Source organism: Nonomuraea sp. NPDC049028, assembly GCF_043197735.1.
Taxonomy (GTDB): Bacteria; Actinomycetota; Actinomycetes; order Streptosporangiales; family Streptosporangiaceae; genus Nonomuraea.
Genome location: NZ_JBICTR010000013.1, coordinates 306,779 through 332,749, shown reverse-complemented (window position 1 = coordinate 332,749; position 25,971 = coordinate 306,779). Strand labels below are relative to the sequence as shown.

At 69.4% G+C, this 25,971-nt stretch carries 29 protein-coding genes; 14 read left to right on the top strand and 15 right to left on the bottom strand.

The features are described from left to right. Window positions 1-3: 3 nt before the first annotated feature. The gene (locus ACGFJ2_RS44915) at window positions 4-675 is read right to left on the bottom strand and encodes a CGNR zinc finger domain-containing protein (RefSeq protein WP_393479048.1); all 672 of its coding nucleotides are present in this window, start codon (window positions 673-675) and stop codon (window positions 4-6) included. A 67-nt stretch (window positions 676-742) separates the two neighbouring features. Here ACGFJ2_RS44915 and ACGFJ2_RS44910 point away from each other — a divergent pair, with 67 nt between their 5' ends. Next, on the top strand, window positions 743-1,132 hold the full coding sequence (locus tag ACGFJ2_RS44910) for a RidA family protein (protein WP_357958668.1): 390 nt from the start codon (window positions 743-745) through the stop codon (window positions 1,130-1,132). Between the two features lie 44 nt (window positions 1,133-1,176). Here ACGFJ2_RS44910 and ACGFJ2_RS44905 read toward each other — a convergent pair whose 3' ends face one another. Continuing rightward, entirely contained in the window at window positions 1,177-1,521 is a 345-nt protein-coding gene (locus tag ACGFJ2_RS44905; protein ID WP_393479045.1) for a hypothetical protein, read from the bottom strand. Between the two features lie 250 nt (window positions 1,522-1,771). On the opposite strand from ACGFJ2_RS44905, the gene ACGFJ2_RS44900 reads away from it, so the two are divergent. Further along, a complete protein-coding gene (locus ACGFJ2_RS44900) occupies window positions 1,772-4,732 on the top strand; it encodes a glycosyl hydrolase (protein ID WP_393479042.1) in 2,961 nt (986 codons plus the stop codon). A 137-nt stretch (window positions 4,733-4,869) separates the two neighbouring features. Beyond that, window positions 4,870-5,403 (top strand): MarR family winged helix-turn-helix transcriptional regulator, encoded by a 534-nt coding sequence (locus ACGFJ2_RS44895; protein ID WP_393479040.1) that lies wholly within the window; start codon window positions 4,870-4,872, stop codon window positions 5,401-5,403. 61 nt (window positions 5,404-5,464) lie between these two features. Here ACGFJ2_RS44895 and ACGFJ2_RS44890 read toward each other — a convergent pair whose 3' ends face one another. Continuing rightward, window positions 5,465-6,214 (bottom strand): NADPH-dependent F420 reductase, encoded by a 750-nt coding sequence (locus ACGFJ2_RS44890; protein WP_393479037.1) that lies wholly within the window; start codon window positions 6,212-6,214, stop codon window positions 5,465-5,467. 98 nt (window positions 6,215-6,312) lie between these two features. Between ACGFJ2_RS44890 and ACGFJ2_RS44885 the strand changes: the two genes are divergently transcribed. Further along, entirely contained in the window at window positions 6,313-6,927 is a 615-nt protein-coding gene (locus ACGFJ2_RS44885; protein WP_358196202.1) for a TetR/AcrR family transcriptional regulator, read from the top strand. A gap of 131 nt (window positions 6,928-7,058) precedes the next feature. Here the strand turns inward: ACGFJ2_RS44885 and ACGFJ2_RS44880 are convergent, their stop codons facing one another. Together ACGFJ2_RS44880 and ACGFJ2_RS44875 are read right to left on the bottom strand one after the other, a co-directional pair. Further along, on the bottom strand, window positions 7,059-8,240 hold the full coding sequence (locus ACGFJ2_RS44880) for an erythromycin esterase family protein (protein ID WP_393479034.1): 1,182 nt from the start codon (window positions 8,238-8,240) through the stop codon (window positions 7,059-7,061). Between the two features lie 72 nt (window positions 8,241-8,312). Beyond that, window positions 8,313-9,035 carry a haloacid dehalogenase type II gene (locus ACGFJ2_RS44875; RefSeq protein ID WP_393479031.1) on the bottom strand — a complete coding sequence of 241 codons (723 nt, stop codon included), beginning with the start codon at window positions 9,033-9,035 and terminating at the stop codon, window positions 8,313-8,315. Window positions 9,036-9,284: 249 nt separating this feature from the next. On the opposite strand from ACGFJ2_RS44875, the gene ACGFJ2_RS44870 reads away from it, so the two are divergent. Further along, complete coding sequence (locus tag ACGFJ2_RS44870) at window positions 9,285-10,166, top strand: nucleoside hydrolase (protein WP_393479028.1); 882 nt, start codon at window positions 9,285-9,287, stop codon at window positions 10,164-10,166. 17 nt (window positions 10,167-10,183) lie between these two features. Here the strand turns inward: ACGFJ2_RS44870 and ACGFJ2_RS44865 are convergent, their stop codons facing one another. Continuing rightward, window positions 10,184-11,140 (bottom strand): GlxA family transcriptional regulator, encoded by a 957-nt coding sequence (locus tag ACGFJ2_RS44865; protein WP_393479026.1) that lies wholly within the window; start codon window positions 11,138-11,140, stop codon window positions 10,184-10,186. A 260-nt stretch (window positions 11,141-11,400) separates the two neighbouring features. Here ACGFJ2_RS44865 and ACGFJ2_RS44860 point away from each other — a divergent pair, with 260 nt between their 5' ends. Both ACGFJ2_RS44860 and ACGFJ2_RS44855 read left to right on the top strand, forming a co-directional pair. Then, window positions 11,401-12,015 (top strand): carbonic anhydrase, encoded by a 615-nt coding sequence (locus ACGFJ2_RS44860; protein WP_393479023.1) that lies wholly within the window; start codon window positions 11,401-11,403, stop codon window positions 12,013-12,015. A gap of 240 nt (window positions 12,016-12,255) precedes the next feature. Beyond that, window positions 12,256-13,131 (top strand): NAD(P)H-binding protein, encoded by an 876-nt coding sequence (locus ACGFJ2_RS44855; RefSeq protein WP_393479021.1) that lies wholly within the window; start codon window positions 12,256-12,258, stop codon window positions 13,129-13,131. 91 nt (window positions 13,132-13,222) lie between these two features. Here ACGFJ2_RS44855 and ACGFJ2_RS44850 read toward each other — a convergent pair whose 3' ends face one another. After that, on the bottom strand, window positions 13,223-13,597 hold the full coding sequence (locus tag ACGFJ2_RS44850; protein WP_393479018.1) for a nuclear transport factor 2 family protein: 375 nt from the start codon (window positions 13,595-13,597) through the stop codon (window positions 13,223-13,225). A gap of 138 nt (window positions 13,598-13,735) precedes the next feature. Between ACGFJ2_RS44850 and ACGFJ2_RS44845 the strand changes: the two genes are divergently transcribed. Together ACGFJ2_RS44845 and ACGFJ2_RS44840 are read left to right on the top strand one after the other, a co-directional pair. Next, window positions 13,736-14,743, top strand: a complete 1,008-nt coding sequence (locus ACGFJ2_RS44845; protein ID WP_393479016.1) for a helix-turn-helix transcriptional regulator — start codon at window positions 13,736-13,738, stop codon at window positions 14,741-14,743. A gap of 130 nt (window positions 14,744-14,873) precedes the next feature. Continuing rightward, window positions 14,874-15,083, top strand: a complete 210-nt coding sequence (locus tag ACGFJ2_RS44840; protein ID WP_393479013.1) for a hypothetical protein — start codon at window positions 14,874-14,876, stop codon at window positions 15,081-15,083. A 37-nt stretch (window positions 15,084-15,120) separates the two neighbouring features. Here ACGFJ2_RS44840 and ACGFJ2_RS44835 read toward each other — a convergent pair whose 3' ends face one another. Beyond that, window positions 15,121-16,269 (bottom strand): TolB family protein, encoded by a 1,149-nt coding sequence (locus tag ACGFJ2_RS44835; RefSeq protein WP_393479011.1) that lies wholly within the window; start codon window positions 16,267-16,269, stop codon window positions 15,121-15,123. Between the two features lie 168 nt (window positions 16,270-16,437). On the opposite strand from ACGFJ2_RS44835, the gene ACGFJ2_RS44830 reads away from it, so the two are divergent. Then, the gene (locus ACGFJ2_RS44830) at window positions 16,438-17,391 is read left to right on the top strand and encodes a DUF5829 family protein (RefSeq protein WP_357958712.1); all 954 of its coding nucleotides are present in this window, start codon (window positions 16,438-16,440) and stop codon (window positions 17,389-17,391) included. Between the two features lie 50 nt (window positions 17,392-17,441). Here ACGFJ2_RS44830 and ACGFJ2_RS44825 read toward each other — a convergent pair whose 3' ends face one another. Further along, the gene (locus ACGFJ2_RS44825) at window positions 17,442-18,461 is read right to left on the bottom strand and encodes a saccharopine dehydrogenase NADP-binding domain-containing protein (RefSeq protein WP_393479008.1); all 1,020 of its coding nucleotides are present in this window, start codon (window positions 18,459-18,461) and stop codon (window positions 17,442-17,444) included. Between the two features lie 96 nt (window positions 18,462-18,557). On the opposite strand from ACGFJ2_RS44825, the gene ACGFJ2_RS44820 reads away from it, so the two are divergent. Both ACGFJ2_RS44820 and ACGFJ2_RS44815 read left to right on the top strand, forming a co-directional pair. After that, window positions 18,558-19,553 carry a helix-turn-helix domain-containing protein gene (locus tag ACGFJ2_RS44820; RefSeq protein ID WP_357958718.1) on the top strand — a complete coding sequence of 332 codons (996 nt, stop codon included), beginning with the start codon at window positions 18,558-18,560 and terminating at the stop codon, window positions 19,551-19,553. A 522-nt stretch (window positions 19,554-20,075) separates the two neighbouring features. After that, the gene (locus tag ACGFJ2_RS44815) at window positions 20,076-21,740 is read left to right on the top strand and encodes a caspase family protein (RefSeq protein ID WP_393479006.1); all 1,665 of its coding nucleotides are present in this window, start codon (window positions 20,076-20,078) and stop codon (window positions 21,738-21,740) included. A 9-nt stretch (window positions 21,741-21,749) separates the two neighbouring features. Here ACGFJ2_RS44815 and ACGFJ2_RS44810 read toward each other — a convergent pair whose 3' ends face one another. The 4 genes from ACGFJ2_RS44810 to ACGFJ2_RS44795 all read right to left on the bottom strand — a co-directional run bounded on the left by ACGFJ2_RS44810 (window position 21,750) and on the right by ACGFJ2_RS44795 (window position 23,671). Next, window positions 21,750-22,160: a VOC family protein gene (locus tag ACGFJ2_RS44810; protein ID WP_393479003.1), complete on the bottom strand. Its 411-nt coding sequence runs from the start codon at window positions 22,158-22,160 to the stop codon at window positions 21,750-21,752. A 10-nt stretch (window positions 22,161-22,170) separates the two neighbouring features. Then, window positions 22,171-22,611 (bottom strand): helix-turn-helix transcriptional regulator, encoded by a 441-nt coding sequence (locus ACGFJ2_RS44805; protein WP_393479001.1) that lies wholly within the window; start codon window positions 22,609-22,611, stop codon window positions 22,171-22,173. Between the two features lie 68 nt (window positions 22,612-22,679). Beyond that, window positions 22,680-22,886 (bottom strand): tautomerase family protein, encoded by a 207-nt coding sequence (locus ACGFJ2_RS44800; RefSeq protein WP_357650494.1) that lies wholly within the window; start codon window positions 22,884-22,886, stop codon window positions 22,680-22,682. Window positions 22,887-22,936: 50 nt separating this feature from the next. Further along, a complete protein-coding gene (locus tag ACGFJ2_RS44795) occupies window positions 22,937-23,671 on the bottom strand; it encodes an SDR family oxidoreductase (RefSeq protein ID WP_357958730.1) in 735 nt (244 codons plus the stop codon). 110 nt (window positions 23,672-23,781) lie between these two features. Here ACGFJ2_RS44795 and ACGFJ2_RS44790 point away from each other — a divergent pair, with 110 nt between their 5' ends. Both ACGFJ2_RS44790 and ACGFJ2_RS44785 read left to right on the top strand, forming a co-directional pair. Next, complete coding sequence (locus ACGFJ2_RS44790) at window positions 23,782-24,471, top strand: TetR/AcrR family transcriptional regulator (protein ID WP_357958733.1); 690 nt, start codon at window positions 23,782-23,784, stop codon at window positions 24,469-24,471. A 244-nt stretch (window positions 24,472-24,715) separates the two neighbouring features. Next, a complete protein-coding gene (locus ACGFJ2_RS44785) occupies window positions 24,716-25,165 on the top strand; it encodes a hypothetical protein (RefSeq protein WP_393478996.1) in 450 nt (149 codons plus the stop codon). Between the two features lie 21 nt (window positions 25,166-25,186). Here the strand turns inward: ACGFJ2_RS44785 and ACGFJ2_RS44780 are convergent, their stop codons facing one another. Both ACGFJ2_RS44780 and ACGFJ2_RS44775 read right to left on the bottom strand, forming a co-directional pair. Beyond that, on the bottom strand, window positions 25,187-25,489 hold the full coding sequence (locus ACGFJ2_RS44780; protein ID WP_393478994.1) for a hypothetical protein: 303 nt from the start codon (window positions 25,487-25,489) through the stop codon (window positions 25,187-25,189). A 27-nt stretch (window positions 25,490-25,516) separates the two neighbouring features. Then, a complete protein-coding gene (locus ACGFJ2_RS44775; RefSeq protein ID WP_357958740.1) occupies window positions 25,517-25,957 on the bottom strand; it encodes an Lrp/AsnC family transcriptional regulator in 441 nt (146 codons plus the stop codon). Between the last annotated feature and the right edge of the window lie 14 nt (window positions 25,958-25,971).

The following is a 25,971-nucleotide window of genomic DNA, read 5'->3' as shown; positions in this document are numbered from 1 at the left end:
GCATCAGCCGCCATCCGGCTCCGTGGTGCGCCGGGCGCGGTGCGCCCGGAGCTTGTGGCGGTTGCCGCAGCGCTCCATCGCGCACCAGCGCCGGGCTCCGGGGCGGGAGGAGTCGACGAACACGAGCGGGCAGTCGTCGCTCGCGCACTCGCGGATGCGCTCGGAGAGCGGACCGGACAGCAGCTCGATCATCTCCCGCGCCAGCGTCGACAGCGCTTGCGTCGCCCGCACGGGCGACACCCACCCCGCGGTCGCGCCTCCGGCGACCGGCGCGGAGACCGTCTCGTGGACCGGCTCGTGGACCGGCGCGGAGTCCAGCTCGGGGATCAGCTCGGGGATCAGCGGTGCTTCGGCCGCGGCCCGGTTGATGGTCGTGACCGCCTCGGCGGGGAGAGGGCGACGCGCGGCCTGAGCGTGCGCCGCGTCCCAGATCGCCTGGCGGAGGGCCTTGGCCGCGGCCAGCTCGCGGACCGTCACGGGGACCGTCATGACCGCGGCCAGTGGCGGCTCGGCCAGCCATTCGCCGAGGTCGGCAGGCTGGTGCAGGGTTTCGAACACCGCGTAACGGCCCTCTCCGCCCGTGTGGGCGAAGTCCAGGCAGACCGCGCCGGCGTCGAACCAGAACGACCCTCCCTTGGGGTCGTGCAGCATCCGGCCGGTTGTGCTCGCGCGCATGAAACCACTATAACTGGTGTCGTACGAAACCACTATTACTGGTGTCAGCGTCCGAGGAGAGCGACACATGAGCACACGGCACATCAACCCCGAGGGACTTCACCGCAGTCCGGCCTTCAGCCAGGCCGTCGTGGTCGAACAGCCGGCCAAGACGATCTACATCGGCGGGCAGAACGGCGTCGGCGCCGACGGCAAGGTCGTCGGGCCCACGGTCGGGGAGCAGGCCAGGCAGGTGTTCCGCAACCTCACGACCATCTTGGAGAGCGAGGGGGCGAGCCTGGCGAACATCGTGCACTGGCGCATCGCGGTGGTGGACGGCCACACCTTCGACGAGGGCGTTGCCGCCTTCCAGGAGGTGTGGAACCGGGCCGACCCACCGCCGGCCATCACAGTCCACGTCGTCGCCGGCCTGGGCCCCGGGTTCCTCGTCGAGATCGACGCCGTCGCCGTCGTGTGACCCCCACGGGCCGATGGCCGCCGTGACATCTGTGCGGAGGCGCTTCAGCGCCGCCGCCCCCCTGACGCTCGGTGAGACCGCCGGGAAGGACGACGGGTTCCCGCCCGTCTCCACGGCTCGGTGCACCAGCACCTGGACATCGGGCGGGGAGAGGTCGACTGGGACACCTTCTTCGCGACCCTGAACCGGCTCGGGTTCGCGGGCGGTGACGACAACACCATGACCCCCGTGACCAGGAGGCTGTGGCGGCCCTCGTACGCCATGCTCGTCGTCACCTCGGCCTGGGCGACCTGCGGGCCGTACAGGATGACCCAGTCGTCGGTGTCGCGCTCGAACCCGACCCGGACCGTCGCGGCGGCACCGCCCGTGATCAGCGGGAACGTCACCACCGCGCCGACCGTCAGGGCAGCGCGCCGTGGGCGCTCAGCCCGGTCTGGCCGGCCAGCTTGCGCATGATCTCAAGCTTGCCGCGAAGCCGCGACGCTGTCGACCCGTTGTTCCCAGGTGTACGCGAGGGCTCACCAGTTTCCTCAGGACAATTTATTGTTTCCTCACGACATTGTTTTCTGCTGTCGCGCGCCTTAGTGTCGGTCCGGCGGGCACCCTCAGGGCCGCCCATTGACGTTCAGGGAGAAACGCGTGTCACTTGACGACCTCGCCCGCATGATCGCCGACCCGTCGATCGAGTTCCGGCCCGAGCTGCGCTGGTGGCTGGCGGAGGGGCTGCACACCGACGAGACGCTGGTCCGCGAGATAGACACCGCGCACCGGCTGGGTTTCGGCGGGATGGAGTTCCTCGCGATGGACGAGGGCGCCATCGACCACTCCCGCTACGGCTGGGGCGCGGAGGAATGGGTGCACGACTCCCAGGTGGTCGTCGAGGAGACCACTAAACGGAACATGTCGGTGAGCTTCACCTCCGGCACGAACTGGTCGAACGCGAACCTCCCCACGATCACCCCCGACGACCCGGCCGCGGCCCAGGAGCTCGACGTGGTGTTCGAGGACCTCGTCCCTTCGGGCTCCCGCAGCGGGGCGCTGCCGCGCGTCGACCTGGACGCCGAGCCGCCGACGCTGCACATTCCCGGCCACCGCGGCAAGATCACCGAGCAGCACCTGGTGGCCGTCGTGGCCGCCCGCCTGCTGGAGACCAGCGCGACGGGCGCGATCCTCGACCTCGACTCCGTCGTCGACCTCTCCGACCAGGTGCGGGACGAGGCGCTGGACTGGAGCGCGCCCGCCGACGGCGACTGGCGGCTCTTCGTCTTCTGGATGCACGGCACCGGGCAGACCGCCTCGCCCTCGGCGTCGGTCAACTACACCGTCAACTACCTGGACCGGGACGGAGTCGACGCGGTCATCGACTACTGGGACTCGGTCGTCCTCACGCCGGAGCTGCGCGAGCAGATCAGCCGCAACCCGCGCGCGCAGATGTACATGGACTCCCTCGAACTGTCCGTCTACGGCGCCGGTGGCATGTTCTGGGGGCGCACCGTCGCCCGGGAGTTCCGCGCCCGTCGCGGGTACGACCTCACCCGCTGGCTGCCCTTCCTGATCCGGTCCGCGCCCTTCATGGCTGTCAGCACGACCTACCACAACGACGTACGCGAGGAGCACCGCGTCACCGTCGAGAAGGTGCGCTTCGACTACGTGCGTACGCTCACCGACCTCTACATCGAGAACATGCTGCGCCCCTTCGCCACGTTCCTGCACGACAACGGGATTTCGCTCCGCGCCGAGATCAGCTACGGACTGCCGTTCGAGCTCACGCGCCCGGGACCTGAGGTCGACGGCATCGAGACGGAGTCGCTGGAGTTCGCCGCGCAGATCGACGCCTATCGCTTGCTGGCCGGGCCGGCTCACCTGTTCGGCAAGCAGTACTCCTCCGAGACCGGCGCGACCACCCGCAACCACATGCTCGACCACCGCTTCTACGACCAGATCATCGCCACCCAGCTGGCGGCGGGGATCACCAAGACCGTGCTGCACGGCTGGGCGAGCACCGCGGGCGCGGAGGGCGTCACCCATTGGCCGGGGCATGAGGGCATGTGGCCGATGTTCTCCGAGCGGTTCGACACGCGTCAGCCCGCGGCGGAGTTCTACCCGCTGTGGAACAACGCGATCGGCCGCTACCAGTGCGTCCTGCGGCAGGGCCGGCCGCGGATCGACGTGGGGATCCTCCGTACCGACCACTTCACCGACAACACCTCAGGGGTGGCCCTCCTCGACCAGGACGGTCGGCGGATCCCGGACGAGGACGCCTACGGGCGCATGTGGATGCGCGACCGGGACAACCACTGGTGGCGGGACCTGAGCATGCAGGACGCCGGGTGGACCTACGAGTTCTTCGACGGGTCACTGCTGCTGCGCGAGGAGGTGTCGTTCGCGGACGGGCTCGTGCAACCGCACGGCCCGGGCTACCAGGCGCTCGTCGTCTACCAGGACACGCTCGACCCGGACGTGGCGGTCAAGCTCCTGGAGTGGGCGCGGCAGGGGCTGAAGCTGCTCATCGTCAACGGCGCCACCGAGCTCAAGTGGCTCACGGCCGGCCAGTACACCACCCACCCCCGAGCCGCCGCCCGCACCCCGGGACTCGACGGCCGCGACGAGGAGCTCGCCCAGACGATGGCGCGACTTCGCGCGCTGCCGACCGTCGCCGAGGTGAACGACCCGGCCGGCACCGTCGAGGCGCTGCGCGAGCTCGGCATCGCCGGACGCGCCGAGTTCATCGGAGAGAACCGCAGCCTGCTCAGCCACCTGCGCGAGGACGGCGACCTGCTGCACCTGTACCTGTACCACTTCCTGTACGAGACCGGCGAGCCGACCACGGCCGAGATCGCCCTGCCCGGCACCGGGACCGCGCACCGGATCGACCCCTGGACCGGCGACATCCACCCGCATCCCGGCATCCGGCACGAAGCGGGGCGAACGATCATCACCGTGAGCTTGGCGCCCGGGGAGACCGCGCTGTTCACGATCGACCGCTCGGCGCGGGAGCCGGCGAGCTCCGAGCCCGTCGAGCCGCGCCTCCTCCAGGAGATCGCGGAGTGGACGACCACGGTCGAGAGCTGGGACGCCGGCGAGCTCGAGGTGATCAGCGAGGACCGCGGACTCGGCTACGAGACCCGGGAGGTACGGCCCACCACCGCGATCACCCGCCTCGACGGCGGCCACGGCCCGCTCCGCCCGTGGAAGGACCTTCCCGAGGTCGGTCCCGAGGTCAGCGGCGTCGGAGCATACGACGCGACGTTCACCTTCGAGGACGCGCCTGTCGCGGGAGCCAGGTATGTGCTCGACCTCGGGTCGACGGCGGGCGGTCTCGGCTCCGTCCAGGTCAACGAGGGCCCGGTCAAGGGCTTCGACACCTCCCGCCCGACCGTGGATGTCACCTCCGACCTGCGGCCCGGGGAGAACACGGTGACGGTCCGGGTGTCGAGCTCACTGAACAACCGGCTGCTCGCCCGCGGCTACTACGACTCGATTCCCGACATCGCCGCGCAGCTCGCCGGAGGCGCTGGGACGCAGCGGACCGAGGTACACGACCACGGCCTGCTCGGACCGGTGCGACTGCTGCTACTGCGCGAAGCGACGGCGAACTGAACCAGCCGGGAGGGCGGGCGGCGGGCTGGGTCGGACGGGCGGGCGACCGGACGCGCGGGGCGCCTCGGCATCCGGTCGCCCGCCCGACCGACCGGCAGTAGGGTTCCGGGAATACAACGGGAGAGGGGAGGCACATCGTGACGCGGGCGCAACGCCACGAGCTGGACGATCAGGACATCGACCTGTCCTCCATCATCGCCCCGGACCTCCTCGATCCGCGCGTCTCCCTCTCCTCGATCATCCACTGGGCGGACAGTCACGCGGTTCGGCTGGCCCTCATGGCCGCCGTCGAGTTCCCCGTCAACGATGTGCCGATGTTCCTCATCGTGAACCAGCTCAGCTACCGGGGAGCGATGCGCCCCAGCGACCTCGCGCTGGCCCTCGGAACAGGACGGGCCAATCTCACCAAGATCGCCCATCGCCTGCACGACGCCGGCCTCATCGTGCGTGTTCGCGAGCCGTCGGACGAACGCAGCGTGCTGCTCGCCCTCACTCCCCGCGGACGGGAGATCGGGGAGCGGATCATGGAGTGCGTCCAGCAGGACCTTCAGTCGCTCCTGGCGGACTGGAGCGACGAGGACGTGGACACGCTCAAACGCCTCCTCGCCCGCTTTGCCCGCGACACGATGTGGAAACTGCCGACGCCGAAAGGCCATGCCAGGTCGGGCTGAGATCTGCTGGTCACCACGACATCGTGACCGAGGTCATCAGCCCGCTCCCGGCCGCGTCGGGCTATGCCCCTGGGGAAAGCTTTCCGCCCGCCACGCCCCGGACGGCGCTGTCGATCAGTTCCTTCACCTGGGCGGCCGGCACCGGGATGCCCGGGGTCTCGAAGAACCAGCGGAACGCCTCGTCCTGGCCTGCCCCCTCAGGCGCCTGCCCCGGGAAGTACGGCTGCACGTACACCGGCGTGCCCGGTTCGACGCGCCAGCTGTCGGCGAGCGACCCGGCGTCCACCGCGTCGTAACCGAGGGCGTCCAGCAGCGCGGTCACCTCGGCCTTCGCGGCCGGGTCGTCACCCGCGATGGGCAGGGCGCTGCGGTCGGCGGCCCCGGCCGGCCGGGCGCTGGTGGACAGGCGGTGGAAGTCGATGTTGTTGAACGCCTTGACCAGGCGTGAGCCGGCCAGGTGCCGCTGCACCAGGGCGCTGGAGGTCAGCTCGTCGGAGTCCAGCTCGGCGATGCGGCCGTCGCGCTCCGGGTAGTAGTTCATCGTGTCGATCACGATCTTGCCCGCCAGAGCGGCGGCCGGCAACTGCTTGTAGGCGTGCAGCGGAACGGTGGCCACGACCAGGTCACCCGTCTCGGCGGACTCGGCCGGTGTAGCCGCGCGGGCCTGCCCGCCCAGCTCCGTCACGAGATCGGAGAGAGTCTCGGGGCCGCGCGAGTTGCTCAGAACGACGTTAAGACCGGCGGCGACGGCGAGGCGGGCCAGCGTGCCGCCGATCATTCCGGTGCCTATGAGGCCGAGAGTCTTGGTCATGGCGTCTCCATCTCAGTGGGGAAATTTACGGGACATCTGCAAGATACAGCACACATGCAAGAATAAAGACACATGTACGGTAGGCTAGAGTTGTGGATGTGACAACGACCAGAGACAGCAATCCCCCGAAGGTCGACCTGCGCGTGCGACGCACCCAGGCGGCCCTGCGGCGCACTCTGATCCAGCTCGCCGAGGAGCGGGACCTGTCGCAGATCAGCGTCGCCGACGTCGCCGAGCGGGCCGAGGTGAGCCGCTCCGCCTTCTACTCCCATTACCGGGACGTACACGAGCTGGCCGAGGCCGCCTGCACCGCCATGGTCGACGACTTGATCGAGTCGCTGCCCGCCCTCGCCTGCGAGACGGCGGACGAGGCGCCGGACCCGGTCCAGGCGCTGGCGGCGTTCTTCGCCAACCTCGCCGAGTACGCCGGTCTCTATCGCAGCCTGCTGGGGCCGCAGGGCAGCGCGCGCGTCATCGACCACGTACGCCGCCGGATCACCGCGACCATCCACCTCGCCGCATGCGCGTCACCGGTCGCGGCGCCTGAGGTCCCGCATGACGTACCCGCCGCGTTCACCGCCGGCGCGCTCATCGGCGTGGCCTCCGACTGGCTCCAGCGCGGATGTCCACGGACACCGAACGAGATGGCCGCGTCGACCTGGCCCCTCCTCGCCGCCCTCCACCACCTCGACGGCACACCCACCCACCACTGAGGCGGTCGGCTATCTCCCCCCGAAGGGGGCATTCCCATCAAGGGACCCCAGCCACGACAGGCCGTCACAGGGATTGAGGCGGTCGTCTGACAAACCACCCCCTTCGGGGGACGGCGGCCACGATGGGTGGCTCAGATTTCCTTGACGAACACGATGGCGTCGATCCGGTCGATGGTGGCCGGGTCAAGAGACAGGTAGGTGTGGTCGGCCGGCACGCGAGGCGTCAGCTTCCGGTCGAGGGTCGCGGCGAGGCGGCCGGGATCGATGACGGCGCGGGCGTGGGGCAGGGTCGACAGGAGTCCTTCTAGGGTGTCGGGAGGAGGGACGTCGGAGTCGCGGGTGCCGAAGGTGGCGGCGGCGAAGGCGTACTGGTCGCCGAGGTGGGTGCCGATGATGGCGCCCGCGCTCCACCACTGGAGCGACTGACCCGCGAACCACAAGTGACTCTTGTCGCGCTGCAGGTGGCGGTTGCCGGCGAACGCGAGCGTGGGGCCGCGACGGGCCTCGCGGCGGACGATGGCGTCGAGGTTGTCGGCCATCATCGCATCGCGCAGGCACATGAGCGTGCCGAGGCGGGTGGGCGCGGTGTCGGCCAGGCCGGCGTGATAGCGCAGGAGCCCGGCGGCGGTGCGGGCGTGCAGGCCGGCGCGCCACCAGTCGTCGGGTGAGGTGGTGGCCGTCAGGTGGGGCGCGTGCGCGGTGAGCAGCACGCGCAGGTCGTCGGTGAGCAGGCGCAGTTCCTTGGCCTCGGGGGTGCGGCCGACGGACTCGGTGGGATCCATGATGCCCCGGTCGATCCAGCGCTCGTCGGAGCCGAGGAGTTCGTCGAGGGTCTCGCGGCTCCAGGCCAGGTCGAGGTGGGCGGCGAGGTAGTCGTACAGCGCGGTCAGGGCTGGGCGGGGACTGGCGACGCCGATCACCTCCAGCGGGGCGTCGAAGCCGTAGAAGCGGAGCCGCTCGTGCGGGGGACGCTGCTCGTTGTAGGCGCGCATCCAGCGCAGGAGCTCACGGTTGGCGGGTGAGGCGCCGAAACCGTGGCTGAAGCCGCGGCTCATCGCGTCGTCGAGGGTGGCGGTGCCGTCGGTGACGTACGAGTCGGCGACCAGGGCCGCGAGGCAGTCGCTCTCCAAGGCGATCGAGCGGTAGCCCTCGTGCTCGACGAGGTGGTGGAAGAGCTCGTTGCGCAGCTCGAGGAAGGCTTCGACGCCGTGGGTGGGCTCGCCGAGGCCGAGCAGGCGGGTGGCCGGAGACAGGAGCGCGGTGAGGGCGCCGCCGGCGAGGGGACGGGCGGCGTCCCGGCTGAAGGCCGTCATGCATTCGACTGTATCGTTGAACTCTCTGTGTAAACTTTGGCGGCCTTTCTGGCTGTTTACGAGCGCGTACCCTCAAACAGAGTTGTCGGCATCGACCGCGTCCGCGAACGCGCCCATGGACGTGAAGGTCCAGTCCGGGGTGACGTCGGCCGACGGCGCCGGCGTCGCTCCCCCGCCCGCGCTGTCATGACGGCGGTCGATCCACACCGTCGGCAGGCCCGCCGCCTTGGCCGGCACGTGGTCGTGGAACAGGCTCTGCGCCACGTGCAGCAGCTTGCCGTCGGCCACCCCGAGCCGCCCGGCCTCGCTCATCAGCGCCTCGAAGTTACGGGGAGACGGCTTGTAAGAGCCGATGTCCTCAGCGGTGAGGACGCTGGTGAAGGTGACGCCGAGGCGCTTGTTCGAGCCGGCGAAGGAGGCCCGGTCCACGTTGGACAAGATGATGAGCTTGTACCGGCGCGCGAGCCGCTCGAGCGCCTCCGCCGAGTCGGGGAAGGCCGGCCAGTCAGGCACGGAGACCGCCAGCCGCTCGGCCTCCTCGTCGCTGACCGGCACGCCGAGCTTCGTACCCAGGCCCCGCATCGCGCGGGCCAGGATCCGGGGGTAGAGGTCGCCGGGGTGCTCGACCTCGGCCTGCGCCTCGTGCGTCGCGTACGCCGTCAGCAACTGCTCGTCAGTCATCCGGAGACCATGCGTGCCGGCCCACTTACGCAGGACGGCCGCGATACCGGCCTCCCAGTCGATGAGGGTCCCGTAGCAGTCGAAGCTGAGGGCATCGAAATCGCTGAAGGTCACCGTGCACGCTCCTCTTCCGCACTGCGCCTTCCAGGTCGGCGAGCAGCCGACGGCACAGCTCGTCGGCGACGGCGCCCGCCACCGTAACCGGGTGAATCGACACGGTTAACCGTATAACAGGCAGCCAGGTGATCCGAGATCGTCTGCCAGTCGTTGACAGCGCTCCTCATTGACAGCGCCCCGAAGATCGGACAACCTACCGGAACGGAAGATTATGCGGCAGTGCATAATTATGCAACGGGAGCTGCGATGCGCAAGCGCAGAGTGATCATCAACACCGACGCCAAGAACGAGGCCGATGACCAGTTCGCCATCGTCCACGGGTTGTTGTCGCCGACTCTCGACATGCGCGGGCTCATTCCTGCCCATTTCGGCACCTGGCGGTCGCAGCGGAGCATGGAGGAGTCCCGCGAGGAGATCGATCTCCTGCTGGATCTGCTCGGCCTGACCGGCTCCGTCACCGTCGCGAACGGCGCGGCGACGCCGCTGCCGGACGAGCACACCGCCGTGGACTCTCCCGGCGCCCGGCTGATCATCGAGGAGTCGAAGCTCGCGAGCGAGGAGGATCCGCTCTATGTGGCCTTCCTCGGGCCGCTGACCGACATGGCCTCGGCGATCCTACTGGACCCCGACCTCGTACGACGCCCGCTGGTCGTGATCTGGATCGGCGGCTCCGGATACCGCGGCTACGACGAAGGCACCCGGATCGAGTTCAACCTCTCCAACGACATCCACGCCGCCAACGTGGTGTTCGACTCCGGCATGACCGTGTGGCAGGTGCCCAGAGACGTCTACACCAAGGTCTCGGTGAGCTACGCCGAACTAGAGGAGAAGATCGGCGACGCCGGCCCGCTGGGCCGCTACCTGATCAAGCAGCTGCACGAGTGGAACGCGACGTACCACCCCGGCCCGATCGAGTCCCGCTCGCTGGGCGATTCACCGGCCGTCGCGCTGATGCTCTACCCCGCGAGCGGAAACCTGCGCGTCAGGCCCGCTCCCCGCTTCGGCGCGGACGGCTCCTACCTGCCCGGCTCGAACCACCCGATCCGGGTCTGCGAGGAGGTCGACGTGCGCTTCCTGCTGGAGGACATGTTCGCCAAGATCCGGGCCTTCGGGCGCGAGCACGGCTGACGCGCGGGTGTGACCGGTCAGGCGTCCGCCATCTCGTCCTTGTGACGGAACAGGCTCCGGTATTCCTGCGGCGAGGTGCCAAGGTGCCGATGGAACACGGCCCGCAAGGAAGCGGGAGCGCCGAGCCCGGTGAGGCGGCCGATCTGCTCGATGGGCACGGTGGTCGCCTCCAGCAGTTCGCGTGCCCGGTCGATGCGCGCGTCGGTCAGCCAGGCCATGGGCGGAGTGCCGGTCTCCTCGCGGAAGCGGCGGATCAGCGTCCGCCGCGACATATGGGCGCGTTCCGCGAGGTCGTCGACGGCAAGGGGCTTCGCCAGGTTGTCGATCATCCACTCCCGCAGAGGAGCAAGCACATCTCCGCTCGCTTCGGGGCGGAACTGTTCGACGAACTGCGCTTGACCTCCCCGTCGCCGTGGCGGCGCGACGAGATCACGTGCGCGTGTGTTCGCCGCCGCGGCGCCGAGGTCGGTGCGGATCAGGTGCAGGCACAGGTCGATCCCCGCGGTGACGCCGGCGGAGGTGAGGATGTCGCCGTCGTCGACGTAGAGCTGATCTGGCAGGACATCGACGCGTGGGTAGCGCCGACGCAACTGCTCGGCCGCCCGCCAATGTGTGGTCGCGGGGCGTCCGTCGAGCAGCCCGGCCGCGGCAAGGGTGAAGGCCGCGGTGCAGATGGAGACGAGCCGGGCGCCTCGGGTGTGGGCCGCCCGTAGCGCCGCCAGCAGCTCAGCTGACGGGGTCGCGTCAATGTCGTCGTAACCCGGAATGATCACAGTGTCGGCGTCGTCCAGCGCCTCGAGGCCGGCCGCGACGGTGATCGCGAAGCCGTACCCCGGCACCAGTCCGGTCTCGGTGTCAGCGCAGACCGTCAGCTCATAGTGGGGGTCCATGGTGAAGATCTGCGTCGCGGCACCGAACTCGAGCGGGAGCACCCCGGGCTGTACGAGCACTGCGACGTGGTGTCTGTCTGCCATAGTGGCACGATTGTAGCGCTGGATGGCATCCGTGCCACTTTTGCCCGGGTTCCTGGCCTCGTACCGTCGAGTCATGACCGATACCGCCGCCCTCTCGGAAGGGCCGCAGAACGACGTACTCGCTCTCCCGACCGGGCCGCTGGTTGAGGCGAGCCTCGCCGCGGCACGGGCCGCAGGTCCCCGAACGCATGGGACTGCTGACCTACCTGACCTACGAATGGCCCGTGGGGAGAGTAGGCCCACAAGAATTGGAGTCAAGCATGTCGAATTTTGTCGAATTCACGTTCAGCGGGCAGCCGGGATACAGCGAACCGACGGTCCGGAAGATCGTCACCAGTTCGATTCCCGTCAGGACGATCGCCATCTACTGTTTCGACCCCCGGGCGGCCGGCGTCGCGCAAGCGGTGGCCGATTACTTCGGTGACGAGGTGTATCCTGGAGAACTCATTCTCGACGAGACCGGCCGGAAAATAGGTTCTACCGCGACGGTGTTCCCCCTCATCGTCGGGGGCGGACGCGCGGCGGACGCTCTTCGCTCGATCACCGTCTCCCAGCACCTGTTCGGAATCGAGCGGGTTGTCGTCGTACACCATTCCTTCTGTGGCGGGACCTCCTTCACGGAGGAGGGGATCATCGACGCGTGGAAGCGTGAACAGCACACCGATATCTCGTGCGTGTACGACTGGGACGGCATCCGCATCGCCGACTTCGAGAAGTCACTCAGCTACGACGTGAACCTGATCCGTAAGAGCCAAGGCACGCCGAAGCACATTGAGATTCATGGCCTCTTCTACAACGTCGATTCCGGCGAGCTGACAGAGGTCGTCCGGGACGTTCCCACCGAGGCCGCCCCCGGCCAGAACCACGAGAGGTGACGACTCAGGCGTCAGGGGCGATCCGCTGAGCGGTCAGCGTTCTGCGGCGAACGACCATCCACCCCGCCGCACGCCGCTAATTCCAAAGAAGGAGTAACAACTAGACGTTCTCGAAGTAATGCGGCGGTCGCTGCTTTCAGGCATGTGACCGTGACCGGGAAGGAAAAGTCCATGAGCGACAACAAGTGGATGGATGGACGCACTCTCGCACCGGCACTTCTCTAGAAACGGAAAACCATCATGGAACGCAACCTTCTGGTGATCGGGGCGACGGGAAAGACCGGTCGCCACACCGCCGAGCTTCTGCTTCAGCGCGGTCACCACGTCCGCACGCTCGTCCGCCGAGTCGATGAGCGCTCCGAGAGGCTTGCCGGTCTCGGGGCGCAGATCGTCGAAGGCGACGTCCTCGACCTCAACTCCCTGGCGGAGGCGATGAAAGGGATCGATGCCCTGTACTTCACCTACCCGATCCGTCACGGCCTGATGGACGCCACGGCGAACGTGGCCCTGGCGGCGGAGGAGAGCGGCGTGCGGGCGATCGTGAACATGTCGCAAATCTCCGCCCGCCGCGACTCCGCCAGCAACGCGGCACGCCAGCACTGGGTCGCCGAACGCGTGCTGGACCGCTTCCCGGTGGCCGTCACCCACATCCGCCCGACCTTCTTCGCCCAGTGGCTGATCGACACCTGGGCCGACGGAACCGGCGAACTGCGGCTGCCCTTCGCCGACGGACGCCATGCCCCGATCGCTGAAAGCGACCAGGCAAGGGTGATCGCGGCCATCCTGGAGGATCCCGCCCCGCACGCCGGCAAGATCTATCCGCTGTACGGGGCGGTGGAGCTCAACCACTACGAGATCGCCGAGAAGATGTCGCAGGCACTCGGCCGTCAGGTCACGTACGTGCCCATCAGCCTCGACGAGTTCAGGACCATCCTGGAGAACCGCGGCGCGCCGGAGCACCTCATCCAGCACCTTCTCGCCGTCGCGGTCGACTACCGCAACGGCGTCTTCGCCGGTACGAACGACCTGGTGAAGAAGATCGGCGGCGCCGACCCTCTCGATGTGGAGGGCTTCGTCGCCCAGAACCGGGCGGCCTTCGACCCGTACACCGCCTGAATGGCTGCCCGCGATGCGGCCGAGCAGCCCCGCGCCTCCTGACCGAGGCTGTCGCCTCTCACGTATGCGGTCCCGTCGGCGCGGGGCCGGGTCAGTGCTGGATGTCGCCTCTGGCCTTAGCCATCGGGAGCAGGTCGAAGACACTGATCACGCGCGTGATCTCGCCGTTCTCGACGGTGAGGTAGTCGATGCCGCGGAAGTCCTGCAGGATGGGCGTGTCGACGGTGTACACGGTCGCCGCGTTCGTGTCGTTGCCCAGGACGTCGATGACGGTGGCGCCGATGAGCGTGTTCGCGAACGGTTCGAGGAACCGGCGGTAGCCCTCTACTCCCTCGAATGTGCCGGTCGGGGCCTCGCACACGACGTCGTCGGCGAGCAGGCTCAGGGCCTTCTCTACGTCCTTGCTGGTCCACGCGCGGACGAAGTCCTCGGCGACCTTCTGGGCGAGCGCGTTCGTTGCGGTCACAGCACAGTTCCTTTCGTGGTGCTTTGTCCCTGGCAAGGCCGGGACGCTCGAAGCCGCCTCCTGTAGGTGGCTCGTCTGCCCGCAGCTTCGCCGAGGTATATGTCAGGTGCTGTCATATACATAGGTAAATTTGGAACCATGAGGTCCGAGCGCCTGCTGTCGATCATGCTGCTGCTCCAGACCCACGGCCGGCTGCCCGCCGGAGACCTGGCCGAGCGCCTGGAAGTGTCGGTCCGCACCGTCATGCGCGACATCGAGGCGCTGTCGGCGGCCGGTGTGCCCGTCTACACCGTGCGCGGGCCCCATGGCGGCATCGCCCTGCTGCCCGGCTACCGCACCAACGTCACCGGCCTGACCGCCGACGAGGCTCGCGCCCTGTTCGTCCTGCTGTCCGATCATGCTCACACCGAGCTGGGCCTGGGCCGGGCCCTCGGCTCCGCGCTGCGCAAGCTGATGGCCGCCCTGCCCGCCCCGCACCGGCCGGACGCCGACCTGGCCAGCCGTCGTATCCTCATCGACCCGGTGCGCTGGCGCGGCGGGCCGGCACACCCCGCCACCGGGCCGGCCGTCGACCTGGCCGTACTCCAGCAGGCGATCTTCACCGACCGGCGGCTGCGCCTGCGCTACCGGCACGGCCGCGACAACCGCGTCCGCTCCTACACGCTCGATCCGTACGGCCTGGTCAACAAGGCAGGCGTCTGGTACCTCGTCGCCGACCACCGCGGCGAGCCCGCACTCTTCCGAACCGACCGAGCCTTGTCAGCCGGCATCCTCGACGAGCCCGTACGACGCCGCGACGGCCTCGAACTGGCCGACGTCTGGGACGGCCTGCGCCGCCACATCGACGACATCCCCGCCCCACTGCCCGTCACGGTCAGCGTCCACCGGGACATCCTTGCCAGATTCCTGCGCATCCACGAAGCGGACCTGGCCGGGCCTCCTCCCACCGACCTCTCGCCGGACGCCGACGACCACCCGGAGCGGGTGCACGTCGAGCTGCGCTTCCGCTCCCTGGCCGCAGCCGAGGTACTGCTGGCCTTCGGCACCGACGCCGAAGTCCTCGCTCCGGCCGAACTTCGCCAGGCTCTGGCCCGTAAGGCGGCCGAGGTCGCCGCCCGCTACACCACCGACACCGATCACCGGTAGGGCCGCTCTTAAGATCATCCCGGAACTTTCCCCTACAGGAAGAGCTCACTCATGCGCACCATCTACGCCGTCACCCATCCGGAGGCGACGCACCACGTCGAGGGCTGAAAAGGTTGCCAAGCTGTCCGGCGTGGAAGCGACCCTGGACCCCACCTACGGAGAGGCGGGGGGAAGGCCAGTGGCGTCCTGGATCAAGATGCCGATCGAGTCGGTCGGCCATGCCAGTTTCCGGGCGCCGTCCGGCAGCATCACCACGCTGCGCGAAGACGACTTCTTCCACAACCGTCAGGTCGTCATCCTCGGTGACACCCGCCATCTCGACTCCGCCGAAGCCGGCTGACCTCTACCTGGCCCGCCGAGCTCACGAAGCCCGGTGGTCACCAGGCCGCGCGCGGCGGGTCGCCCTCACCCGGACGCTGGTCGACTGTGATCGGCACCGAGGTGGCCGCGCCGTCGGTGAGGCCGACCCGGTAGGCGCGCCAGTCGTGCACATACAGGAGGTGCTCGCCGGTTCCGTCGACGCTGAAGCGCAGGCTCTGTGAGGCGCCGGGCGGCAGCTCCGGCCGGGCCAGGACCTGCGCCGGCCCGCCTGCCACGGGTACGCGTTCGACGACGTGCCCGGAGGCGTAGATCAACGCGCTGCCGTCGGGGGTGTGGGCCACCGACTCGATCGGCATGGCGCCCGTGGTGTTCTTGATGATCCGGGACGCGGCACTTTCCGGGTCGGCGTCCAGGCGGGCGAGGTCGAGCGAGGCGATGGCCCGGCCACCCAGCACGTACGCGAGCGAGCGGCCGTCCGGGGCCCAGGACAGGCCGGTCACCATCGAGTGCGCCATCGTCTTCCAGTCCCGGCGCCGGCCGGTGGCGACGTCGAGCACGGAGATCTTGGCGCCACCTCCGATGAGCGGCGTGGAGTAGGCCAGCCGGGTGCCGTCGGCGCTGAGGGCGAGGTCGAAGACGAACGTCAGGTCGTCGGGGTCGGTCTGCGTGACGGCCACCGGCTTACCGGGCCGCCCGTCCTCGCCGAGACGTACCAGGAAGAAGCAGATGCGGGGCTTCTTCGGCTCGGTCCAGCCGGCGACCGCGAACGTGCGGTTGTCCCGGGCGGCGGCCACGAGGTGCCAGGAACTCTCAGCGCCGGGCGGCAGCGGGATGTTCGCGATGAACGACCCGGTCTCGGCGTTGTGCACGGCGGGCGGCACCGGAGTGAAGACGGCGGTCTTGGACCTGCCGGGGAAGTGGGTGAGCGGAGTGCGCGCGGAGACGAAGAACCGCGGCGGGCCCGTCGCGGTCAGGGGCGCTCCGGTCGCCATGGGCTCGGCCAAGGAGGTCGCCATCGGGAACGGGTGCCGTACGGGACCCGAGGACACCATGGGCGAGGGCAGCGACGGGACCACCGTGAGCGACGTCAGGGGCTGGGGTGCGCTGATGAGCGACACCCGGTCGGCGGCCGGATCGGCGCATCCGGCGACCAGGACGGCCAGGGCTAAACCGGTCAGGGCGGCGGACGTACGTGACGACGACATCTAGCGATCATCGCATGGGGCGGCAGCGACGCGCATAACACAGAGCGGCCGGGCGGCATGGCGGTTGACCTGCGGATTCGCGAGGGCGGTGGGCATGGTTCCGGCGCATTGTTAGAGGTTTGTCAAATCTTCAGTGGATGTGATCTTCCCAAACCTAAGATCACCTCCATGCTGATTCACCGAACCTTACGGACGATCACCGTCCTCGCCGCGACGTTCACCGTCGCGTTGTCCGGGGCGGTCACAGGCGGCGCGAGCGCGGCGATGGCCGACGAGAGCCGGCCCAAGCCCGACCGTCAGCTGCTCTTCTACAACCACGCCTACAGCGTCGTCGACAAGGAGACCGCCGACGCGGTCGAGAACTCCGACTACCTCCGGAAGTTCGCCAACTTCGAGGTCCGCACCACGACCGGTGGCGGGATGACCTGGAAAGGCCGCTACCTGAAGGGCCGCGAGACCTATCTGGAGCTGTTCTCGGTGGGCGACCTGCCCGGCCAGGACGCCGAGTTCGGCTCCGCCGGGCTCGGGACCTCGGTCGAGCGCGCGGGGGACCTCGCCACGGTGACCGAGCGCCTGAAGGCCGCGGGGATCGCCAACCCGTTCCCGTACCGCCAGACGCGTGACTTCGGCGACGGGGTCAAGGTGCCGTGGTTCGACACCATCCGTACCACCGGCGACCAGTACGACGCCTTCGACCCGTGGGCGATGGAATACCTGCCGGAGTACTTCGCCGACCCGCGCAGCAAGACCGAGCCCGAGAGCTTCCCCGGCGACGTCGGCCGGGAGCGCTACCTGCCCGACGACTACCGCGACCACCTGATGCGTGACGTGACCTCCATTCGCATCGGGGTGCCCGCTCGTGACCTCGCCAACACGGTGCCGCTGCTGCGTGCCGGCGGCTTCACCGTCCGGACGCTTCCCGGCGGTGGCGTCGTCGCCGAGGGCGGCGGCACCCGGATCCAGCTGGACTCCGTCGCGCGCGAGCAGGCCGGCCTCAAGCAGATCCAGATGTCGCTCAACAAGCCCCTGCTGTCCATGACCGAGGAGCGGATCGGCCGGTCCACCCTCGCAGTCGGCCCCGGCGCGCGCGCCGTGTGGACCTTCGACGCGCCCGCCAAGTAAGCATCACACCGCCGCTGTCCTTCAGGCCCGGCGCGGCGCGATGGATGCGGTCAGTGCGGAAGCTCCACCGACAGGTGCGGGCTCAGCGCCCGGAGGAAGTCCGCCGCGTCGAACATCGCGCCCGCCGAGGCCAGGCCCGTCGTCCGGGTATGCCCGGTGAGGATCCGCTGGACGGCCTCCACCGCCAGAGGTGCGGTGATGGCGTAGATGTCCTGGCCCCGGGCCGTGGCGCGGCGCTCGACGCCGCCCGCGCGTACCAGGACGTCGACGACGAAAGTCTGGTTCGACCGCCCCAGGGCGTCGACCGGCTCCGGCGCCGGCGTGTCCTCCCGGGCCAGGTCCCTCGCGGCTTCGACGGTCATGTAGGTGCGGACTTCAGGCACGGCCAGGTGACTTGGAACGGTGACGACATCGGCCATGGTGAACTCCGCGATCACCGCCCGCCGGCCCAGCGGCTCTGGAAAGAGCCAGTCCTGCTCCACCGCCTTGTCGTCGTGGTATTGCAACGCGCCGTCCGTGAACCGCACCCGACGGCCCCCGCGACGCTCATGGGACACCTGTCCGGCCGCCCGCGTGCCCGCGGTTGGACGCCAGCTGCTCAGCCCGTACGCGACGTGCGCCTCGTCCGCGGCGGTCCACTCTCTCATCGCCGCGGTCACCAGCAGGTCGCCCAGCCCACCGTAGAAGGCCATCGCCGGCACCACGGGTCGGGTGGCCGCCGTGTGGTCGGCGAACATCGCGGCGTTCGCCTCGATCTCGGCCGCGACGTCGACGTACGGGATCCCCGCGCGCGAGGCCGCCTCGACGACCGGGCCGCCCGTCACCGCGAACGGTCCCGCGCAGTTGATCACGGCCGCCGCACCGGCGAGCGCCCGGTCCAGTGCGCGCGCGTCGTCCACGCCGGCCGGCCGCACGACCACGTCGGCCCACTCGGCCGCCAGCGCCGCCAGCCGAGCCGCGTCCCGGCCGGAGATGACAGTGGCGATGCCACGCCTGCGTAGCTCGGCGACGACGAAGCGGCCGGTGTGCCCTGTCGCCCCGTAGACCACCACTGCGACCGTCGTGCTCATGGTTCCCCCATCTCGATGTTCTGAGGGCCTCAGTCTCGCGGTGGGCGGGACCCGACGGTGAGGGTCCGGAACGCCATCATGCGTACACTTTCGGACATGCCCACCGTCGCGCTGCTGACCGCCGGTCACCTGCTGCACTTCGAGCTGGGGGTGGCCTACGAGATCTTCGGCAATCCCCCGAGCGAAGCCACGGAGGGCTGGTACGAGGTACTGCTCTGCGGGCCGGGGCCGGTGCGGGTCGGCCCGTTCATGGTCGAGCCCGACTGCGGGCTGGAGCGCTCGGCCGGTGCCGACACGGTGATCGTGCCCGCGTGCGCCGACATCGACGATCCGCCGCCGGCGGAGCTGGTCGAAGCCGTACGCGCGGCCCACGAGTCGGGGGCCCGGATCGCCTCCCTCTGTACCGGAGCGTTCGTGCTCGGCGCCGCGGGCCTGCTGGACGGCCGGCGGGCCACCACTCACTGGGCTCACACCGCGGAGCTGAGCGCCCGCCATCCACTGGCCGTGGTCGATCCGGACGTCCTGTACACCGACAACGGCAGCGTGCTCACCGCCGCGGGCAAGGCCGCCGCCGTGGACCTCTGCCTGCACCTCATCCACCTCGACCACGGCGCCGCCGTCGCCAACTCCGTCGCCCGCCGCCTCGTCATGCCACCGCATCGGCCCGGCGGTCAGGCCCAGTTCGTGGCCACGCCGATGCAGGTCCGGGGCGACCACCTGCTCGCCGACCTGTTCGCCTGGGTCCGGCAACGGCTGGATCAGCCGCTGACGGTGACCGACATGGCGCGGAAGGCGAACACGAGTCCGCGCAATCTCGGCCGGCAGTTCCGGTCAGTGGCCGGGCAGACGCCGCTTCAGTGGCTCCTGACCCAGCGCGTACGCCGTGCCCAGGAGTTGCTGGAGGCCACCGACGAGAGCGTCGAGGCGGTCGCCGTCGCCACCGGCATGGGCACCGCCACGACGCTGCGGCGCCAGTTCAAACGGATCGTCGGAGTCCCACCTGACAGCTACCGGCGCTCCTTTCGCAGCGCGGATCGAGCAGGCTCGCTCCGGTACGGAGAAGGTGACGGTATCGAGATGAGCCCCGGATAGGCTCCACTCGACGCAGCCCGGATCCTTTCCCTGTGGGAGCCGCTATGGCGGGTGGAACGAACCAGCTGAACCTGTGGGTGGTCGACGACTCCGCGGATCCGCAGGAACTGGACGAGCTGACCGCCGCGCTCCGCGCCGAACTGCTCGACATGGATGTCATGGTCAGCCTCTCCCAGGCGGGTGCGACGCCGCCGGGCAGCAGGGCGATCCTGTCCTTCGCCATCGGCGGCCTGACGGTCGCGCTGGCGGGCACCGAGTTCCTCGGCGCCATCGTGGAGGCGGTGACCGCCTGGCTGACGCGGCACCGGGATCGTTCGGTGAAGATGAGTCTCGACGGCGACGTGCTCGAGGTGACCGGGGTGTCGTCGGCGGATCAGCGCCGGCTGATCGATGAGCGGCTGGCCCGCCGCCAGGCGCGGCAGGAGCTTACCGAGGCCGCTCCTCGCGGCGGCCGGCGGGTGGCGCTGATCGTGGCCTGCGACGACTACCGCGACTCGGGGCTGCGCCGGCTGCGCGCCTGCCTTGGACGCCGAAGCGCTGACCCGGGTGCTGGGCGATCCCGCGATCGGCGATTTCGAGGTGCGTACGCTGGTCAACGAGCCCACACCGGTCGTCACCGATGCGATCGAGGACTTCTTCGCCGACCGCGATCCCGACGACCTGCTCCTGCTGCACTTCTCCGGGCACGGTGTGAAGGACGACAGCGGGGATCTGTACTTCGCCACCTCCAGCACCAAGCTGAACCGGCTCGCCGCGACAGCGGTGCCGGCCGACTTCGTCAACCGGGGGATGAGCCGCAGTCGTTGCCGCCGCATCGTCCTGCTGCTCGACTGCTGTTACGCGGGTGCCTTCGCGCGCGGCGCGATGCCGAGGGCCGGGTTCAGCATGCACGTCGAGGACCAGTTCGGCGGGCGTGGGCGCGTCGTCATCACCGCCTCGAACGCGCTGGAGTACGCCTTCGACGGCCTCGACCTGGCCGACGACCGGCAGCCCGCTCCGTCCGTGTTCACCGGTGTGCTCGTCCAGGGGCTGGAGACCGGCGAGGCCGATCTCAACCAGGACGGGTATGTGGGCATCAATGAGTTGTACGACTTCGTCTACGAACGGGTGCGCACGATCACCCCCAAGCAGACGCCGGGCAAGTGGACGTTCGACGTCCAGGGTGATCTGGTCGTCGCCCGGCGGGCCCGCCCGGTCGAACGGCCCAGCGAACTGCCCGCCGAACTACGCGAAGCGCTGCAGAATCCGATTCCCACGGTGCGCACCGCCGTTGTCGGGGAGCTGGAGCGCCTGCTGCGCGGCGCACATGCTGGGCTCGCCCTGGCCGCGCGGATGGCCCTGCGGGAGCTGGCCGACGACGGCAGCCGCATGGTCTCCGCCGCCGCCGCCCAAGCCCTCGCCACCGCCGGGCCGGGCACCACCGCTCCACCCGAACGCACCACTCAACCTGCCCTCACCGCCGAGCCCGAACCCGCCGCCGAGCCCGAGCCCACCGCCACGTCCCCGGCGACCGCCGAACCGGAACCCGCCGCCACGTCCCAGGCTCCCGCCACACCGGTCGAGCCCTCTCCCCCGCCTCAACCAGCCAGCCCAACTCGGCAGCCCGTCACGCTGAAGCCATCTGCCATCGCGGGTTCGATCGGCGCGATGTGGCGGCGGCGGCCCCGCGTCGTTCTCCTGGCCGGGCTCGCAGTGGTCGTCGGAGCGACAGCCATCACCACAGCACTGCTATACGGATCAAACCATGCCAGCAGCCACGAAAGCGGCAGCGGTGGCGTCGAGGCGCCGATGACGTCGGTGGCGTTCAGTCCGGACGGCAAGACCCTCGCCAGCGGCGGCATCGATCAGACCATCCGGCTCTGGGACGTGGCCACCGGCCGCACCCGAACCCTGATCACCGGTCACACGGGCGAGGTCACGGCGCTGGCTTTCACGCCCGACGGCAAGACCCTGGCCAGCGCCAGTGAGGACAAGACGATCGTGCTGACGGATGTCGCCACCACGCGCCCGCTCGACACACTGACCGGCCACAGCGGGCAGATCGCCGACCTGGCCTTCAGCCCGGACGGCAGGTCTCTGGTCAGCGGCGGCTCCTACGACGGTACGGCACGCCTCTGGGATATCGCGACCCGTCGCTCCCTCGTCATGACGGTCGCCTCCCCCACCCCGGCCAGCTCCAGAAGCTGAACGCGAGTATTACGCCTTGGGCGCCTGCTGGATCCGCACCAGGTTGCCCGAGGGGTCGCGGAACGCGCTGTCGCGCGGCCCCCAGGGCTGCTCGATGGGCTCCTGCAGCACCTCGGTGCCGGATGCCCGGACCCGCTCGAAGGTCGCGTCGAGATCGTCGGTGCTGAAGATGATCATCGACAGGACACCCTTGGTGAGCAGTTCCTGCAGGGCGTCGCCGTCGGCCTGGGAACGGCCGGCGTGTGGTTCGGAGAGCACGATTTCGAGGTCCGGCTGGGTCGCGCTGCCGAGCGTGACCCAGCGGAACCCGCCGGAGGCGACGTCGTTGCGTACTTCAAGGCCGAGCGCGTCGCGGTAAAAGGCGAGCGACTCGTCCACGTCGTTGACGGTGATGTGGCAGTAGCGGAGTGCGATGGTCATGTCGCCCACGTTAGGCGGCGGCGACGCGATCCGCTTCTCCGATCCTGCTCGGCGGGTTTCGTGTCGGCCGCGTGCGCACCTTCGCCACGCACGCGGGCATCGCCGCCTCGACGCGGTGCTCCCGGCCGCGGTACGCGCTCGGCGTCTCCCCCACGACCTCGGTGAACCGCGAGCTGAACGAGCCGAGCGACGTACAGCCGACCGCCATGCACGCGTCGGTCACGCTCATGCCCTCGCGCAGCAGCGCCATCGCCCGCTCGATCCGGCGGGTCATGAGATAGCTGTACGGCGTCTCGCCATAGGCCGCCCGGAACCGTCGCGAGAAGTGCCCCGGCGACATGAGCGCGTGGCGGGCCATCGTCGGCACGTCGAGCGGCCGCGCGTACTCCCGGTCGATCAGATCGCGCGCTCGGCGCAGGTGCGCGAGATTAGCGAGGTCTTCCGGACTCATGGGACGAACATACCACCCCCAAATGGCCCTTTACCTGCACGAATGCCACTCACGGGTGGGACAGGTGCTCAGCTTCGGCCGAGCATCTCAGCGGTGAGGATGTCCCCGCCGAGCCCCCAGCCGCCATCAGGGACCTCGTCGATGAGGACCAGGGTGTTCGCCCGGGCCCGCTCGCCGTACACGGCCGCGTAGGCGTCGGTGACGGCGTCGATGAGCTTCTTCTTGGATTCGGGGGTCAGGGTGTCGGCGGGCACCTTGAGGTTGGCGAACGGCATGGTGTTTTCCCTTTCGTGTGGATGATTCAGAGATGAGCCTTCGGCGGACGTCAGATGATGCCGCCGTTCGCGCGCACGACCTGCCCGTTGACCCAGTGCCCCGCGGGGCCGGCCAGGAAGGCGACGACCCGGGCGATGTCCTCCGGGGTGCCGAGCCGCGCGAGCGGGGGCTGGTTGGCGAGCCGCTCGATCGTGGCCTCGTCCTTGCCCTCGAGGAACAGGTCGGTGGCGGTCGGCCCCGGCGCGACCGCGTTGGCCGTGATGTCCCGCCCGCGCAGCTCGCGGGCCAGGATGAGGGTCATCGCCTCGACGGCACCCTTGCTGGCGGCGTACGCCCCATAGTTGGGGAGCTGCAGGCCCACCACGGAGGTGGACAGGGTGACGATCGCGCCTCCGGCGCGCACGCGACGCGCGGCCTCCCGCGCCATGACGAAGGTGCCGCGGATGTTGGTGCGGTGCAGGGCGTCAAGGTCGGCGAGGTCGAGGTCGGCGATCGGGGACAGTGACAGCCGTCCCGCGGAGTTCACGACGACGTCGACCCCGCCGAAGACCTTCTCCGCCTCGTCGAACATCGCCGCGACCGCGGCCTCGTCCGCCACGTCGGCCTGCACCGGGATCGCCCGGCCGCCGGCCGCGGTGATCTCCTTGACCACCTCGGCGGCGGCCGCGGCCGACCCTTGGTATCCGACGACGACCGCGGACCCCTGTGCCGCCAGAGTCGTCGCGATCGCCCGGCCGATCCCGCGGGAGCCGCCGCTGACCACTGCTACGCGCTGCTCGTTCATGGAAACCCCTCCATTCGTATCGTCGATACGCATCAGCGATATCGCCGCTAAGGCACGACGGTAGCACGGTCTTCGTATCGTCGCTAGCGCTGTGGCGTATCATTGGTCGCATGACAGGAACGGACTCCCTTCGCACGGCGATGATCGAAGCCGCGGAGCGTCAGCTGGCGACCTCCTCGGACAACGAGATCGCCACGCGGGCGGTCTGTGAGGCGGTCGGTGTGAGCCAGCCCGTGCTCTACCGGCTCTTCGGCGACAAACGAGGACTCCTGGACGCCATCGCCGACCACGGATATGAGAGGTACGCCACGCTCAAGGCCGCGCAGGAGCAGACAGCCGATCCGGTGGCCGATCTGCGCGCCGGCTGGGACGACCACATGGCGTTCGCAAGGGAGAATCCTGCCCTCTACCAGCTGATGTTCACTCCCCGGCCGTGGTCTCACTCTACTGCTCGGGATCGCGTGTTCGACTTGCTGGTGGCGACGCTCGTACGGTGCGCGGCGACGGGCGCGCTGAAGGTCGAGCCGCGGACCGCCGCCCAGCTGATCCTGTCGGCGAGCATCGGCAACGCCCTCAACCACATCGCCGGCCCGGCCCTGTTCGACGACCCCGCGCTGTCCCATCGCATGCGCGACGCCGTGTTCTCATACGTGCTCACCGAAACAACCGCTCAAGAGGACGCCGACCCGCTGCGTACCGCCGCACTGCGCCTGCACGCGCAACTCGGCCTCGGGGGCACCGACGCCCTCGAACCTGCCGAGGTCGCCCTTCTCCTGCGCTGGCTCGAACGCCTCACCTAACGTTTTGGTGGCTGCCGGCCCAGACGGCCGGCGTCCGGTCCGCCCATGGGCGGGCGCGCTCCAGCTGCCCGGCCAGGCGGAAGAGGATGCCTTACGTCCGAACCCGGTGTCACGCATTCGGAAAGCTTCATGTCATCATCCCCGCATCCACAGGATGCCATGGCAGCGTCGATCAGCCGGGGCGGCGCTCTGGCTTCCTGCCGTGCTCGTCGTCACGCCCCCGAATCACCCTGGAGAAGTCATCATGACCGTGCCCGAACACATCGCGACCTGGCGCGACGCTCGCTACGACATGCCCGTCAGTCAGCAGCTGGCGCGCTACGACGAGCTGGCCGCCAAGCACGCGTCGGCTCGCGCCCGGATCGAGCTGGTGACCCGAGGGATCTATGACCCCGACCGGCACGGAGCCGAGGACCGTCCTCCCCTTACCGTGGCCGAGCACATCGAGCTGCTGGGGCTGGCGGAGTGCATCGCGCGTACCGTGCGTCATCCCGCCAACATTCACCACGCGGTGCTGGCCGGAGTCACCTGGGCCGACATCGCCCGCATCGTCGACTCCGACGAGCGCACCGTACGGCGGGACTACCAGCGATGGGCCGACGACCAGCACGACCTCAACCGGCAGGACCCCGACCTCGGCATGACCGCCGACGAGCACGTCGCCGCGACCGCCAGAGCTTCGACGGGGCTCTGAGACCGGCCCAGCACCGCGAGGTCATGTGTCGCGCGGGATGTCGAATGCCTGGCGGGCCGGCCGCCGCGCCGACTCCAGCGTCCGCTCCTCCTCGGGAAGCGCCTGAAAGGCGAGGACGTTGGCGCGGGACAGCACGGAGGCGCGCAGAGCGAGCGCCTGCTCGTCCTCCTCGCTGCCCGCCTTGACCAACCGGTGGCGCAGCGCGTCCATGAGGCAGCCTTCGAGTTCCAGCAGCACCGGCTGCGCGGACCTGGTCGGCTGGGAGAACATCTGGCCCGGCAGGCCGCTGAACAGGATGGCGACCCCCGCGCACGACCTGCCCATCCCGGCGGGCCGGGCAGGTCGTGCGCGCTATGGAGCCGGCTTGAGGTTCTTGAGCGTGAAGTGCGAGGTGATGCCTCGGACGCGCGGGATGGTCATGACGTACTGGCTCAGAAACGCCTCATAGGCGGCCAGGTCGGCCACGGCCACCCGCACGAAGTAGTCGGGACTGCCGAACAACCGCCGCAGCTCGACGACCTCCTCAGCCCGCGCCAGGGTCTGCTCGAAGTGCTCGACCGTCTCCGCGTCCTGGGCGTCGAGCGTCAGGTCGACCAGGACCTCGAAGGACCGGCCCACGGCGGCGGCGTCGATGACCGCCCGGTAGCCGCGAATCACGCCCTCGGCCTCCAGCCGCTGAACGCGCCGCAGGCACGGCCCGGTGGTGAGCCCGACCCGCTGGGCCAGCTCCACGTTCGTCAGCCGCCCGTTTCGCTCCAACTCGGCGATGATTGCTCTGTCAATCGAGTCCACGAAAGAATATTGCA